Below are 14,670 nucleotides of genomic sequence, written 5' to 3' on the forward strand. Positions count from 1 at the left end.
CCGCTCTCAAAGTCGGGCGCATGCTAGGGAGAGCGGGTTAACCCTTGGTGAGCCAATGGTCGCGCATGATCCTGGTCCGAAAACTCTGCAACTTTTCGGGCTCAGTCAGCGCTTGAATTCCATGATGTCGAGCTTCGATTCATAATAGGGCGCGGGGAATTCGATGCGCCACTCGGTGGCACTGTTGCGGAAGGCATAGCCCACTTGGTCGCTTTCGGCGCCGCTGCCATAGGGCTTGGCCTTTTCGTCATTGACCGAAAACGAGCCGAGATAGATGGCGCGCTTCTCACCGTCGTCGAAGAAGCGACCGGTGGTGCGCTGCGAGCCGCTGATCTTCTGCAGCCGCCAACCCGAGCCGTCCCCGGTGACCTTACACTTGAACCAGCCATAGATAACTAGCGGGCTCAAGCCGCCGGCCTTGATGGTGCGACATTTCCAGTTGCCGGTCAGATCCTTGTCGGAGAAAGCGACCAGCGGCTTGGAGAGCAGCGCATCGAGTTGCTTGACCTCAGCCGGATCGCCGGCCTTTGCCTCTTCGAGAGCCGCCTTGCGCGTTTCGCCATATTTATCCAGTCGCGCCTTGTCTGCGGCGGTGATCAGCTTCTGCAACTCGCCGTCGGCATAGGCGGGCAGGGCGAAGCCGATAAGGCAAAGGGCGGCAAGCAGCAGGCGAGGGATCATGGGCGTTTCCCGAATCGGTGGCTGGAATAGCTGTTTGGTCTGCTTGGGGCACAACTTACCCGTTCGCAGGCCGCTGTCATCCGGCTTGCCAGCGGAGGCGAGGGGGCTTCGTCTGCAAGTCGATCGTCCGTTCCGCTGGCCGCCGTTGAAGCAGCCCTGCTCGAGCCTCAAGCGTTGGCTGCCGCCCGCGCCAGTTCGCTCGTCAGATCGCCATAGCCGGTCGAGCGGCGCTCGTAGGCGAGGCCGAGCATGGCGGCGGCTTTCTCGGCAATCTTGTCGAGATCCGGATCGTCGGTTTGCGCGAGATAGATCAGCTTCTCGTAATTGCCGAAATAGTCCTTGATAAGCTCGGGATGCCTGTCGAGCCCGAGCGGCTTGATGAAGAAGGCGTCGAATTGGCGACAGAGGAAGTCGGTCATGTAGAACGACATCATGTCGCCGTCGGCGACCTTCGCGTAGAGGTCCATGCCCTGGTAGAAGGCGAAGCAATGCGGGCCGGCCATGCGCTCCACGCCATGCTTCTCGATCTCGCGGTCGAGCATGCCGCCGGTGCCGCAATCGGCATAGCCGACGAAGATGTGTTTGTAGCCTTCCGCCTTGGCCTTTTCGATGGCCTTGTCCATGGCCGGCGCGATGCGGTCCGGATAGAAGTGGAACTCGGCCGGCAGGCAGGTCAACTCAAGGTGATCGAGCTTTAGCTGTTGCTTGACGGCCAAAACTTCGCGCGCAATCATCCCGCAGGCGATGACGAGCAGCCTGTCTGTTTGATTCGGTTTCGTTTTTTGCGTTTTGACCATGAACCAGTCGAGCCGGTTTTCGCTGCGGGGCTAATTATCTGTTGAGGGAGACACCCATGAAACTGCTACGCATCGCGCCGATTGCCATCCTTGCCTGCGCGCTTGCACTCACCGCCTGCGCCAACACCATTCGAGGCGTCGGCAAGGACGTCAAATCGACGGCGAGGGCGGTCAAAGACACTGTCGCCAACTGATCGTTCAGCCTCATCATCATCTGGGAACAAAAAAGCCGCGCTGCAAGGCGCGGCTTTTTTCGATCCATCCTGATGCCCTGGGATCAGGCGGAAGCGCGAACGTTGTGCTTGCGCTTCATGAAGTCCTTGGCGGTCTCGACCGCCACCGCGGCATCGCGGCAATAAGCGTCGGCGCCGACGGCCTTGCCGAATTCCTCGTTGAGCGGCGCACCGCCGACCAGCACGACGTAATCGTCGCGAATGCCCTTTTCCTTCATCGTGTCGATGACGACCTTCATATAGGGCATGGTCGTGGTGAGCAGCGCCGACATGCCGATGATGTCAGGCTGATGCTGCTCGATCGCTTCCAGATATTTCTCGACCGCATTGTTGATGCCGAGGTCGATGACATCGAAGCCGGCGCCTTCCATCATCATGCCGACGAGGTTCTTACCGATGTCGTGGATGTCGCCCTTGACGGTGCCGATCACCATCTTGCCCTGCTTGGGCGCGCCGGTGGCGGCAAGCAGCGGGCGCAGGATGGCCATGCCGGCCTTCATGGCATTGGCCGAGAGCAGCACTTCCGGCACGAACAGGATGCCGTCGCGGAAATCTTCGCCGACGATGCGCATGCCTTCGACCAGCGCCTCGGTCAGCACCGTGTAGGGCTGCCAGCCGCGCTCAAGAAGGATATGCGTGCCTTCCTCGATCTCTTCCTTCAGCCCGTCATAAAGGTCGTCATGCATCTGCTGCACGAGTTCCTCGTCGGAAAGCTCGGAAAGGATGATCTCGTCGTCGGACATTTTTTCCTCGGGCTCCTTGCTGCTCGGAATGCTTGCTGCAGCTCAAAAATCGATGCGCCAATACCTAACCCGCGAGGGCAAGGTAGCCATAGCTGATTTGCGACTTCCCGCAAAAGGAAAGCGACTGAAAAGTTGGCGGTTTTCTTGTCGATTTTGCGACAGGCGTTGGCGCTGGCGGGCCGTTTCCAATAGGGTGCATGGCTACGATCCGGAAAGAAGCGGCGGCGAACCGGCCGCCAGCCAATTCAGGCCCAAATCTAAAATCTATAGGAAGAACGATCATGAGCGATAACGCGGCAGTCGAGCAGGAAGCGTCGGGCGGACGACGCGGACGCGGCGCCAGCGGCGGCGCGGCGGCCAGGCGCGCGGCGCGCGCAGGCGGCGGTCCGGGCACCCAGCTCACCTATATCAAGCGCAAGATCAACGTCTACGAGGTCCTCGACGAGGAAGGCCTGGCGCTGATCGAGAAGAACACAGACACGGTGCTGGAAGAGATCGGCATCATCTTCCGCGACGACGCCGAGGCGCTCGCGCTGTGGAAAGAGGCCGGCGCCGATGTGAAAGGCGAGCGCGTGCATTTTCCCAAGGGGCTTTGCCGCTCGCTGCTCAAGACCGCGCCTTCGATCTACACCCAGCATGCGCGCAATCCGGAGCGTTCGGTGCAGATCGGGGGCAAGGGAACAGTGTTCGCGCCGGTCTACGGCCCGCCCTTCGTGCGCGACCTCGACGGCAACCGCCGCTACGCAACGCTTGAGGATTTCCAGAATTTCGTGAAGCTCGCCTATATGGCGCCGTCGATCCACCATTCGGGCGGCACGGTATGCGAGCCGGTCGACGTGCCGGTCAATAAGCGCCATCTGGACATGATCTATTCGCATATCCGCTATTCGGACAAACCGTTCATGGGCTCGGTGACGGCGCCGGAGCGGGCCGAGGACACGGTGGCGATGGCCAAGATCGTGTTCGGCGAGGATTTCGTCGAGAACAACACGGTGCTGACCAGCCTGATCAACGCCAACTCGCCGATGGTGTTCGACGAGACCATGCTCGGTGCGCTGAAAGTCTATTCGCGCCACAACCAGGCCTGCATTGTCACGCCGTTCATCCTGGCCGGCGCGATGAGCCCGGTGACGGTTGCCGGAACGCTGACGCAGATCCTGGCCGAGGTGCTTGCCGGCGCCTCGTTCACGCAGCTGATCAGGCCCGGCGCGCCGGTGCTGTTCGGCACTTTCGCTTCGTCGATCTCGATGCAGTCGGGCGCGCCGACTTTCGGCACGCCGGAACCGTCGCTGGTCTCCTATGGCGCAGCGCAGCTCGCTCGCCGGCTAGGCCTGCCGTTCCGCACCGGCGGCTCGCTCTGCGCCTCGAAGGTCCCGGATGCGCAGGCGGCCTATGAGAGCGCCAACACGCTGAACTCGACCATCCTTGCCGGCACCAACTTCGTGCTGCATTCGGCCGGCTGGCTCGAGGGCGGACTGGCATCCTGCTACGAGAAATTCATGATGGACATCGACCAGCTCGGCATGACTCAGAAATTCGCCGAGGGCGTCGACCTGTCGGAGAACGGCCAGGCGATGGACGCCATCCGCCAGGTCGGTCCGGGCAGCCACTATCTCGGCTGCGACCACACGCAGGCGAATTTCCAGACCGCCTTCTACCGCTCCAACATCGCCGACAACAATTCCTACGAGCAGTGGCTGGCCGAAGGCGAAAAGACAGCGCCGCAGCGCGCCAACGAGCTCGCCCGCCGCTGGCTGGAAAGCTACGAAGCACCGCATCTCGATCCGGCGATCGACGAGGCACTGAAGGATTTCATCGACAGGAAGAAGGCCTCGATGGCCGACGCCTTCACTTGAAAGGAGCCCGAGTCAGGCCGGGCTAAAGTCGCCAACATCATCCATAAGGAAGTCTGGCGGAGCGCGTTCTCCGACCCGGACAAGAAGGGATGATCTTTTCGCGCGGCACGATCGAAGGGACCGCGGCCGCGCTTGCCGCCCACGGCCTGATCCTTCGGGGCGGCTTTCGCTTCGCCAGTGATGAAACGGCGCCTGCGGGGCTTTCAGGCGCGCCTGCCAAGTCCGCCCTCCTGGTCGGGCAGGCCGGCGTCGCACTCTGGCCGCACTTCCAGCGCTGGCTTGGGCAGCGGGCCAGCGGGATCGTCAACCCGCTCGACACCTGGTCGCGGGAGGTGATCGGCGCGGTGGCGCAAGCGTTCGGCGCTCGCGCCGTGTCGCCCTCCGACAGGCCCTATCTGCCGTTCCAGCAATGGGCGATGCGGGCGGAAGGGTTGAAGCCGTCGCCGCTCGGCATCCTCATGCATCCGCAGTATGGGCTCTGGCATGCCTATCGCGGCGCGCTGCTGTTCGAGGAAGAGATTTTCCTCCCCGAACCTCAAGAACCGATTCATCTCTGCGACACATGCGTCGAAAAACCCTGCATGAAATCCTGCCCGATCGATGCCTATTCCGAACAGGGTTTTGCCCATGAAGCCTGTCTTGGGCATGTGCGCGGCCCCGGAGGCGGCCTGTGCCGCACGAGCGGCTGCCTCGACCGAAATGCATGTCCCTACGGGGCGGACTATCGCTATCCGCCAGAGGTGCAGGCCTTTCATATGGCGGCCTTTGTTCGGCTGTAAGATGAAGGCCAACCGCACGAAATCTTGAACGCCAGGCTCCGGGATTGTCTTGCCGGGCCGCTCCAGCCGGATATCTATCGCGCGGACAGACGACGGAGAGCAGCATGGCCAAGCAAGAGATCGAGATTGAAACCCGGGACGGGAAGGCCAAGGCCGGGCTGTTCCGACCGGCGGCGGCGGCCAGGGCCGGCGTCATCCTCTACATGGATATTTTTGGCCCGCGGCCGACGCTCGACCAGATGGCCGAACGCCTCGCAGGGCATGGCTACGCCGTGTTGGTGCCCGATCTGTTCTATCGCAGCGTGCCCTATGGACCGTTCGACCCGAAGACTGCGTTTGCTGAGGATAGGACCAGGGCTCAACTGACGGCGCTGAGCGGTGGCACCACGCAAGAGATGACCATCCGCGACAGCGCGGCCTTCCTCGATGCGCTCACTGCCGAAGGCCTGGACGGGCCGGTCGGCGTCGTCGGCTATTGCATGGGCGGCGCGCGGGCTCTCAATGCCGCCGCGGCCTATCCCGACCGCATTGCTGCCGCCGCCAGCTTCCACGGCGGCAATCTGGCAAGCGACGCGCCCGACAGCCCGCACCGGAAGGCGGCGTCGATCAAGGCACGCATCTACGTCGGGATCGCCGGCGTGGACCGTAGCTTTCCGCCGGAGCAATCAGCCCGGCTGGCAGAGGCGCTCAGGGTCGCCGAAGTCGACCACACGATCGAGAACTATGTCGGCGTCGGTCATGGCTGGTGCGTCAAGGACCACAGCGTCTATGACGAAGCGGGCGCCGAGCGCCATTGGAAGCGGCTGATCACGCTGTTCGCCGAAACCTTGGGGTAGGGTGCGGAGGCCGCCGCAAAAAAATCTTTCCATCGTCCCAAGGAATCGCCATTAGCCTTCGTCCAACAGGCAAATGACGGCGATGATGCTGGACGACAGCGAAGCCTCCGATGCCGAATTGATCGGGCGGGCGAGGGGTGGAGACAGGGGGGCTTTCGGCAAACTGCTCGAAAGGCACTATGGCTTCGTCTATCGCGCCGCCTATCGCTGGTGCGGCCGCAAGGCCGATGCCGAAGACATCGCCCAGGATGTCTGCGTGCGGCTCGGCCGGGCAATCCGCGACTATCAGGGCAATGGCGCGTTCACGACCTGGCTCTACGCCATGACACTGAACGCTTCGCGCGACATGATGCGCAAGCGCGCCCGCGACAGCGCCAAGACCGAGGCCTTCGGCACGTATGCGCTGATCGCGGGGGAGGGCTCGGCGGAAGCCCAGGACCCGGCCGAGGCGCTGTGGGCGGCGGTGCGCATGCTGCCGGACAAGCAGCGCGACGCGGTGCTGCTCGTCTATGGCGAAGGGTTGAGCCACGCGGCTGCGGCCGAGGTGATGGCGATCTCGGAGGCGACGGTTTCCTGGCACATCCATGAAGCGAAGAAACGGCTGAAGCTGCTCATGCGCTCAGCCGGGGAAGTGTGACCATGGTCGACGACAACGAACTCGAAAGGCTGCGCAATCTGGCAGTTCCGGCGCCGGACAGCGAAGCGCAAACGCGTGCGTTGGCCGCCGCGATGCACGCCTTCGACTTGAACGAAAAAATTTCGACCGTCCCCCAAGGATCGCCGGCAGGTCTTCGTCTCACGGAGCGAGCACAAAGGCTCTGGAGAGAGATCATGCAACGGAAACTCATTGCCACCCCGGCCCTGACCGCGCTGGTCGCGCTGCCTATCGCCGGCTATGCCGCTTTTGAGATGCTGAGGGAGCAGCCGCCCGTTATTTCAAACGGGAAGGTCACCGAAACGGTGGCCGACGAGCCGGTTGCGCAGAAGCCGATACCGAACCAGCCCGCGATCAGCGAGCCGCTGGCGGCCGCGCCTGCCAAGGAGAAGAAGACCGGCGCCGACAGCGAGAGGCGTGTCGAAGACGAGGCGCAGGTCGCACCGGCATCGCCGCCGAAAACTGAATTGAGCCGATCCGATGATCGGACCAGGCAGGAATACGGGGCGTTGAAGGACTTTGCCAAGCAAGTACCACAGGCGCTGCCTGCGCCGCCGCCTGCACCTGCGGAGGTTGACCAGCTGGCCGCCGGCGGACGCGCGAATGCCCAGGCGCCGGCAACCGCCATGCAGCCTGCAGAGATGCCGGCTGGCGCCGTCGCTGGTTTCGGGCCGATGGTTCAGCCGGCGCCCATGCCGGCCGATCAAATGCAGCCGCAAGAGCAAAACCGCGACCGCATCGAGACCTTCAAGACCAATTCGGTGCACCAAGCTGCCCAGGATCCGGTGTCGACCTTCTCGATCGATGTCGACACGGCGTCCTATTCCTTCGTCCGCCGCTCGCTGAAGGAAGGTATTCTGCCCGACCCAGGCACGGTCCGGGTCGAAGAGATGATCAACTACTTCCCTTATGACTGGAAGGGGCCAGACTCGGCCGCGACGCCGTTCAATTCGACTGTCACCGTCATGCCGACGCCCTGGAACGAGCGCACCAAGCTGATGCATGTTGCGATCAAGGGTTTTGACGTGAAGCCGGTCGAGGCGCCGAAGGCAAACCTGGTGTTCCTGATCGATGTTTCGGGTTCGATGGACGAGCCGGACAAGCTGCCGCTCTTGAAGTCGGCGTTCCGGTTGCTGGTCAGCAAGCTCAAGGCCGACGACACCGTCTCCATCGTCACCTATGCCGGCAATGCCGGCACGGTGCTGATGCCGACAAAGGCCGCGGAAAGGCAGAAGATTCTTGCAGCGATAGACAATCTGGAGCCAGGCGGTTCGACCGCCGGCGAGGCAGGCATCAAGGAAGCCTACAAACTTGCGCAGCAGTCTTTCGTCAAGGACGGCATCAACCGCGTGATGCTTGCCACCGACGGCGATTTCAACGTCGGCCAGACCGATGACGACGACCTCAAACGGTTGATCGAGAAGGAGCGCAAGACCGGCGTGTTTCTCTCGGTGTTCGGCTTCGGCCGCGGCAATCTCAACGACCAGATGATGCAGACCATCGCCCAGAACGGCAATGGCACGGCCGCCTATATCGACACGCTTGCCGAGGCCGAGAAGGTGTTGGTCGAGGACGCGTCCTCGACGCTGTTCACCATTGCCAAGGATGTGAAAATCCAAGTCGAGTTCAACCCGGCCAAGGTCTCGGAATACCGGCTGGTCGGCTATGAGACGCGGGCGCTCAAGCGCGAGGATTTCAACAATGACCGCGTCGACGCCGGCGATATCGGTTCCGGCCATTCGGTGACGGCGATCTACGAGGTCACGCCCAAGGGAAGCGGCGCCGAGCAGGTCGATCCGTTGCGCTATGGCGAGGCGAAGGTCGACAATGGCGGCGTTGCCAATGCGGGCGAATATGCCTTCGTAAAAATCCGCTACAAGCTGCCGAACGAGAATGTCTCGAAACTGATCACGACACCGGTGACCGCGGCCGACGAGGTGCCGTCCTTCGATGAAGCCGGCGTCGACCAGCGCTTTTCGGTCGCGGTCGCGGCTTTCGGGCAGAAGCTGCGCGACGCGGATCAGACGGCGAATTTCGGCTACGACCGGATCCTGGAGATCGCCAACGCCGCGCGCGGCGCTGATCCGTTCGGCTACAGGGCGGAATTCCTGTCGCTGGTGCGGCTAGCCTCGTCGCTGGGCACCAACAAATAGGGCGGGTGCCGGCCATGGAACAAAAAGCCGGTGGGAGGACCTGCCGGCTTTTGCCGATCGTTAAATTGCGCGGCTTTTCCGGAACTTCATCGCAATGCCCTCCTGTTAGTCAAAGCTGATAGAAGTGAGGGGCTGGAATTGCATATCACCGGGAACGTGACGCCGACTGCGGGCAATCTTCAGACGCGAGCACCGTCCGCTCCGTCGGCGGAATCCGCGCGGATCAGGAATAATGTCGATGCGGCCCGCGACACGGCGCTCTCTGCGCTCAACAACGACCGCTTTCGCGTGATGCTGGAGCAGATCAGCGACCCGCGCGCGTCCGGCGCGTTGATGACGATGGGCGGCGACGGCAAGAACAGCGCCGCCACCGATCTCGGTACGGCGCTGTCGCGCTACGCTGAAAACAGCGAATAGAGCAGGCCAACTTCAGGCGCGGCTGCGCCGGCGTTCGCGACGGCCTTCGCCTGCCTCGGCAGCGCTCGCTATCTTGTTGCGCATCGGCCCGATGCGCTCGACGATGGACTCGACCGTCGGACGCGCCGACTTGGTGTGCGCGTCGAGCGCCTTGCGCATCGCGGCAAGGTGAGCGAACGAGGTGCCGCAGCAGCCGCCGACGATCTTGGCGCCCGCATCGACTGCCAGCCGGACATAGTCGGCCATCAGTTCGGGCGTGCCGGAATAGTGGATCTCGCTGCCGCGGAATTCCGGAATGCCGCAATTGCCCTTGACGATCACGGTGGCTTCCGGCTTCGCGTCGGTCATGTCGAGCAGCGAGGCCAGGATGTCGGCTGCGCCGACGCCGCAATTGGCGCCCACCCCAAGCGGAGCCTGCGACAGTCCATCCGCAACGCCGTGGATATCCTTGGGCAACAGCCCCATCATGGTGCGGCCGGCCGTATCGAAGGAACCGGTATAGGTGTAGGGCAGGCCGACGCGGATCGCGGCTTCGGCCGCGGCGCGGATCTCATCCGGCGCCGACATGGTCTCGATCCATGCGACTTCGGCTCCGCCGGCCTTCAAGCCCTCGATCTGCTCGGCAAAGGCATCGACCGCTTCCTCATAGGACATAGCGCCGAGCGGCACCAAAAGCTCGCCGGTCGGGCCGACGGAGCCGGCAACGATCACCTTGCGGCCTGCCTTGTCGGACACCGAACGGGCAATTTCGGCGGCGCGCTTGTTCAAGTCATGCACGCGGTCCTGAGCGTGATGCAGCTTCAGCCGATGACGGGTGCCGCCGAACGAATTGGTCAGGATGATGTCGGCGCCGGCATCGACGAAATTCTGATGCAGCGCGGCGATGGTGTCGGGCGCCGTCTCGTTGAGCAGCTCGGGGGCTTCGCCGGCCTCAAGTCCCATCGCGAATAAATTGGTGCCGGTGGCGCCGTCGGCCAGCAGCACGCCTTTTTCGGCAAGCAATGCGTCGATCGGATTGGTGGCGGTCATGGCTCTGGCTTTCGTATCCTGAATTCAAATAACGATATAAAGAAGTCTTTATATCTAGTCAACGAATATGAGGCCCGCTCTTGCGTGAGTTTCCTAAAACGACGGTCGGCCAGGTTGGTCGCCGCATGCCAGCATTGCGATAGCGGCCGCGTTCAGACAAAGCCTGAGGTGAAGGAGATGCCGGCCAGTTTCTGCGTGAAGCTCGCAGCCTCATGCGCGTTGACATCGGCGGCTCGGATCAGATTGTCGAAGTGGCTGGTCAGGGTACGGACCGGCTGGGTGGCGTTCAACACCAGATACATATCGCCGACATAGATTGCGGCGCGGTACGGCCCGAAGATCGTATAAGGGATCGAATAGCGCATGCGGCCGTCATAGAGGAACAGGCGGAAGGTCGGGTAAAGGTCGTCGAGGAGCGTTGCCATGTGCAGCAATTGCCGGCGGCGCTCGGCTTCCGGGAACCGGTCCCAGACGCCGAGCCCGCGTGCGAAAATCTCCAGCGTATGGCGCGGCATGCAGACCTCCATGTCGGTCTCGGGCCGCCTGTTGTAGTCGATGCGGTATTGCGTTTCGCCGGCCTGCGCCTCGCGACTCTTGTTGGTAATGCCGGCCTCGTATTCGACAAGGGCCTCGGTGCGCAGGAGGTCCGGAATGCCCGCCGGCACGTAGCGGATCTTGGTGCCGACCGCCTCGGCGTGCCATTTGGCAAGTAGCGTGCGGTCAAAGCCGTCCGGCGCCTCCTCGATCTCGAGGCTTTCGCGAATCTCGCCGGTGACGCCTTCGTCCTGGCTAAGGCCCAGCAGCCAGTCGAGCGATACCTTGAACTCGGCGGCAATGTTGAGAAGCGTCTCGGCGCGGGGCAGGCGCGTCGAGGCGCCCGACAGGAGTTGCGACAGCGCCGAACGATCGATGCCGACGGCGCTCGCGAAGGCCGACTGGTTCAAGTCCGAGCGTGTCAAGAGCAATTTCAGGCGCTCTCGGAAGACCGTCGACAGATCACGCTTGTCCATCACGCCGCTCCTTTCCAGTGGAGGAAAAATTTGCGCCCAGGCCTGCTGGTTTGGTGCTCAGGCGCAAATGAATCCCCAAATCTGTTTACAATATATAACATCTGCAGCTAAAAATGCGCATTCGCAACAGATTGTTCACTTTGTCGCGTTGCGACAACGACAGGCTCCTGACACAATGCTGTCAGGAATCAAAGTGGTTCCGGCGACTGGAAGGCAGTGGTCGATAGCATGACTGGCATACGCAAGAGACATAGCAGCACACCGGCCGTGGAATGGCCGACAGTATTCCTCACACTGTTCTGTTATGGCGCCTGGCTTGCCACCGGCTTCCTGCTTTGGCCTTCCTATCCGCTGCTGGCCCTTGTCGCCTTGGCCTTGATACTGGCCCTGCAATCCTCGCTGATGCACGAAGTGCTGCATGGCCATCCGACCCGCAACGCCAACATCAACGAGGCCTTCGTCATCCTGCCGATCGGGCTGGTCTGGCCGTTCCGCCGTTTCAAGGCGATCCATCTTCGCCACCACGCCGACGAGCGGCTGACCGACCCGCTCGACGATCCGGAAAGCTATTACCAGGCGCTCTGGATGCATGCGGAAATGCCGCCAGCGATGAAGGTCCTGCTCAAGATCAACAACACAATGGTCGGCCGCTTCGTTCTCGGACCTTGGCTGTCGTCGATCGGCTTCTTCCTCGAAGACGCCAGACAGATGGCCGCCGGGGACAAGGCGATCCGCAAAGCCTGGCTGCTGCATGCGGTCGGACTTGCAGTGGTCGTGCCGATCGTGACCTTCGGCTTCGGCATCCCGCTCTGGCTCTACATACTGGGGCCGGTGTGGCTCGGCCAGTCCCTGATTTCGGTGCGCACCTATGCCGAGCATCAGTGGTCGGAACACCCGGAGGGCCGCACGATCATCGTCGAGCGGTCGCCGCTCTCCTTCCTGTTCCTCAACAACAACCTGCATTTCGTGCACCACAAGAGCCCGACCGTCGCCTGGTACAGACTGCCGAAGATGTTTCGCGATCGCCGCGAAGAATGGCTGCGGATGAACAACGGCTACGTCTATCCGAATTATTTCGCGCTGATCAAATCATTTGCCTTCAAGGCCAAGGAGCCGGTGGTGCATCCGGTGCTGCGCCGCGCGCCCGAACCCGGCCGTGCCTTCAAGCCGCGCATCAGAGCGCGTAATGTGAGTGGACTTGGCACGGCTCCGGTGCCGGCTGAGCCGCCGAAAGAGTAATTTCGAACTTTCGCGACTGCTTTATCGCCGCGGAATTCAGGCGCCGATGACCGCCTGTTTTGAAAGCTGTTCGTCATGAGCAAGTTGATTGCGGCTCTGCCGATGTATGACTGGCCGGAAGTTCGCGGCGAGATCGACGCGCAATGGGCGCAGCTCCGCGACGCTTTTCGACGGAGGGGTATCGACGCGCCGGAAAGAATGGCGCGCAGCAATCGCGACCTGCCGCCGGTGTCCGGCGGCATCCAAGACGGCGCCGGGAAGCTGATAGCTCCCGACCCCGCGACATTGCCCCCGGACGAGTTCGATTTTCACCAGCTCTGGCTGAGCCCGGCGCTGCTTTTCGGACAGACCTGCTGGGGGCCGATGGAGCTCGGCCTTGCCAGGCATGTGCAGGTGGTCGCTCAGCCAAGCTATGACGCCTTCGAGGGCGGGCAGGGCGAGCTCTATTCCAGCGCGCTGGTGATGCCGGCTGATGGCGGGACGTCGGTTGGCTCGCCCGAGGATGGCAAGGCCGTCATCCCGCTCGATCTCATCCGCGGCAAGCGCTTCATCTTCAACAATCCGGATTCGATGTCCGGGCTGCTCGGGCTGACGCGCGACCTGGAGGCGATCGGCGAAAGTCTGGGCGTCTTCGCCTCGTGCGGCGAAAGCGGCGGCCACCGGTCGTCGATCGTCGCCATCGCCGAGGGCAGGGCCGATATCGCCGCCATCGACTGCCAGAGCTGGGCATTGGCGCAGCGATTCGAGCCGGCGGCGCGGCGCGTGAAAGTGGTCGGCTGGACGACCAGGCGGAAGGGATTGCCGTTCATCTCGGCCAGGGCCACATCGGCGGACGTCGTTGCGTCCATGCGCGAGGCCATCGCCGAGCTTGGCTTGGACGGGTCAGTTGCCAAGCAGCTTTTCGTCGAGCGGGTAGGCTGAGAGTTTTTCGTTGCCGGTCTCGGTGATGAGGATCTGCTCCTCGATCTTGACGCCCTCGCGGCCGCCGAGCCTGCCGATATAGCTTTCCACGCACAGCACCATACCGGGTTCCAGGACGCCATCCGGCGTGTCGTCCGTCCAGTCGCTGGCATGCGGCAGGGTCGGATATTCGTCCGCCAGACCGACGCCGTGGTAGAGCACGCCGTAGCGCGCCGGGAAGCAGTCTCCCGGCGGCACGGCGGAGCGTTCGACGAGATCGCGAAAGGAAATGCCCGGCCGCATCAATACCGTGTTGTGGGCGATCTGGTCGGCGGCGATGCGGAACAGGTCATGCTGCTCGTCGGACGGCCGGCCATCGCCGCAGAGCCAGGTGCGCGAGAGGTCGGCGCAAAATCCATAGGGACCGATGAGGTCGGTGTCGAAGGCGACGAGATCGCCGTCCTCGACGATGCGCGACGAGCATTCCTGGAACCAGGGGTTGGTGCGCGGCCCGGACGACAGAAGCCGGGTCTCGATCCATTCGCCCCCGCGCGCGATGTTGCCGCGATGCAGTTCCGCCCAGAGCTCGTTCTCGGAAATGCCAGGCTTCAGCGCCCCTTCCATCTCGCCCATCGCCGCCTCGCAGGCGACAATGGCGCGGCGCATGGCGAGGATCTCGTCGGGCGACTTTATCAGGCGCGCATTCTCCATCACCGCCTCGCCATTGCCGACCGTGATGCCGCGGCGGGCAAGCTCTTCGACACCTTCCGGATTAATGTGGTCGACGGCGATCCGCCTACTGCCGCCGCCGTGCTCGGCAAGGAGCTCGGCGATGCCGGCTGCCCAGCGACGGACCTTCTTGTCGGTCAGCTCGCCGCTATAAAGATACATCCACGACACCGCCGGTCGCACCTCGTCGACGACGCCGGCGTGATCCGACAAATGCTCGCAGGAGAAATAGTCGAACAGCACCACAGGGCCTTCTGTGGCGACGAAACAGTGGCGGGTCGGGTTGTGCGCGACCCAGAGCTGCATGTTGGTCGAATCCGTCGCGTAGCGGATGTTGACCGGGTCGTAGAGCAGGGCGCCGGCATAGTCGCGGCGCCTGAGCTCGGCGCGGATGCGCTCGAGCCGATAGCTTCGCATGGCAGGCAGGTCTGGAGCGGCGATGCCTGCCGCCCGCCATTCGGCTTCGGCTACCGCGCCATAGCCCAGAGCGTGCTGGTTGAGCGCGGCAGCCTTCTCGCGGGAGGCGGCGCGCAGCGCCTCGACGGAGCCGGGTTCGAACGGCATGATCTTGCGGTGGCGGCCGAAACGTTGTGTGTCCATGCGGTCCCCCTGG

15 protein-coding genes are annotated in these 14,670 nt (G+C 63.0%); 9 read left to right on the forward strand and 6 right to left on the reverse strand.

Annotation, left to right across the window (positions count from 1 at the left end):
• Positions 1–105: 105 nt before the first annotated feature.
• Both A9K66_RS26075 and A9K66_RS26080 read right to left on the reverse strand, forming a co-directional pair.
• On the reverse strand, positions 106–681 hold the full coding sequence (locus A9K66_RS26075) for a DUF4893 domain-containing protein (protein WP_067329311.1): 576 nt from the start codon (positions 679–681) through the stop codon (positions 106–108).
• Positions 682–848: 167 nt separating this feature from the next.
• On the reverse strand, positions 849–1,478 hold the full coding sequence (locus A9K66_RS26080; protein WP_067329314.1) for a DUF1638 domain-containing protein: 630 nt from the start codon (positions 1,476–1,478) through the stop codon (positions 849–851).
• 56 nt (positions 1,479–1,534) lie between these two features.
• Between A9K66_RS26080 and A9K66_RS26085 the strand changes: the two genes are divergently transcribed.
• Positions 1,535–1,672: an entericidin A/B family lipoprotein gene (locus A9K66_RS26085; RefSeq protein WP_019858698.1), complete on the forward strand. Its 138-nt coding sequence runs from the start codon at positions 1,535–1,537 to the stop codon at positions 1,670–1,672.
• A gap of 83 nt (positions 1,673–1,755) precedes the next feature.
• On the opposite strand, the gene A9K66_RS26090 is transcribed toward A9K66_RS26085, so the two are convergent.
• On the reverse strand, positions 1,756–2,454 hold the full coding sequence (locus A9K66_RS26090; protein ID WP_066999684.1) for a B12-binding domain-containing protein: 699 nt from the start codon (positions 2,452–2,454) through the stop codon (positions 1,756–1,758).
• 281 nt (positions 2,455–2,735) lie between these two features.
• Between A9K66_RS26090 and A9K66_RS26095 the strand changes: the two genes are divergently transcribed.
• The 6 genes from A9K66_RS26095 to A9K66_RS26120 all read left to right on the forward strand — a co-directional run bounded on the left by A9K66_RS26095 (position 2,736) and on the right by A9K66_RS26120 (position 9,150).
• Entirely contained in the window at positions 2,736–4,310 is a 1,575-nt protein-coding gene (locus A9K66_RS26095; protein ID WP_067329317.1) for a trimethylamine methyltransferase family protein, read from the forward strand.
• 89 nt (positions 4,311–4,399) lie between these two features.
• Positions 4,400–5,089: a hypothetical protein gene (locus tag A9K66_RS26100; RefSeq protein ID WP_067329320.1), complete on the forward strand. Its 690-nt coding sequence runs from the start codon at positions 4,400–4,402 to the stop codon at positions 5,087–5,089.
• A 104-nt stretch (positions 5,090–5,193) separates the two neighbouring features.
• Positions 5,194–5,925 carry a dienelactone hydrolase family protein gene (locus A9K66_RS26105; protein WP_067329323.1) on the forward strand — a complete coding sequence of 244 codons (732 nt, stop codon included), beginning with the start codon at positions 5,194–5,196 and terminating at the stop codon, positions 5,923–5,925.
• Positions 5,926–5,998: 73 nt separating this feature from the next.
• Positions 5,999–6,562, forward strand: a complete 564-nt coding sequence (locus tag A9K66_RS26110) for an RNA polymerase sigma factor (protein WP_067329326.1) — start codon at positions 5,999–6,001, stop codon at positions 6,560–6,562.
• A 2-nt stretch (positions 6,563–6,564) separates the two neighbouring features.
• On the forward strand, positions 6,565–8,733 hold the full coding sequence (locus A9K66_RS26115; protein ID WP_067329329.1) for a VWA domain-containing protein: 2,169 nt from the start codon (positions 6,565–6,567) through the stop codon (positions 8,731–8,733).
• A 30-nt stretch (positions 8,734–8,763) separates the two neighbouring features.
• The gene (locus A9K66_RS26120) at positions 8,764–9,150 is read left to right on the forward strand and encodes a hypothetical protein (protein ID WP_245307690.1); all 387 of its coding nucleotides are present in this window, start codon (positions 8,764–8,766) and stop codon (positions 9,148–9,150) included.
• A gap of 12 nt (positions 9,151–9,162) precedes the next feature.
• Here A9K66_RS26120 and bmt read toward each other — a convergent pair whose 3' ends face one another.
• A complete protein-coding gene (gene bmt / locus A9K66_RS26125; protein ID WP_066999705.1) occupies positions 9,163–10,179 on the reverse strand; it encodes a betaine--homocysteine S-methyltransferase in 1,017 nt (338 codons plus the stop codon).
• 152 nt (positions 10,180–10,331) lie between these two features.
• Entirely contained in the window at positions 10,332–11,189 is an 858-nt protein-coding gene (locus A9K66_RS26130; RefSeq protein ID WP_067329332.1) for a helix-turn-helix transcriptional regulator, read from the reverse strand.
• A gap of 228 nt (positions 11,190–11,417) precedes the next feature.
• Here A9K66_RS26130 and A9K66_RS26135 point away from each other — a divergent pair, with 228 nt between their 5' ends.
• Both A9K66_RS26135 and A9K66_RS26140 read left to right on the forward strand, forming a co-directional pair.
• The gene (locus tag A9K66_RS26135; protein WP_067329335.1) at positions 11,418–12,428 is read left to right on the forward strand and encodes a fatty acid desaturase; all 1,011 of its coding nucleotides are present in this window, start codon (positions 11,418–11,420) and stop codon (positions 12,426–12,428) included.
• Positions 12,429–12,503: 75 nt separating this feature from the next.
• Positions 12,504–13,349 (forward strand): PhnD/SsuA/transferrin family substrate-binding protein, encoded by an 846-nt coding sequence (locus A9K66_RS26140; protein WP_067329338.1) that lies wholly within the window; start codon positions 12,504–12,506, stop codon positions 13,347–13,349.
• On the opposite strand, the gene A9K66_RS26145 is transcribed toward A9K66_RS26140, so the two are convergent.
• On the reverse strand, positions 13,311–14,657 hold the full coding sequence (locus tag A9K66_RS26145) for a Xaa-Pro peptidase family protein (protein ID WP_067329342.1): 1,347 nt from the start codon (positions 14,655–14,657) through the stop codon (positions 13,311–13,313). The two genes, A9K66_RS26140 and A9K66_RS26145, sit on opposite strands and share 39 nt — an antisense overlap.
• Positions 14,658–14,670: the final 13 nt, after the last annotated feature.

Source organism: Mesorhizobium sp. AA23 (genome assembly GCF_001672435.1).
Lineage (GTDB): Bacteria > Pseudomonadota > Alphaproteobacteria > Rhizobiales > Rhizobiaceae > Mesorhizobium.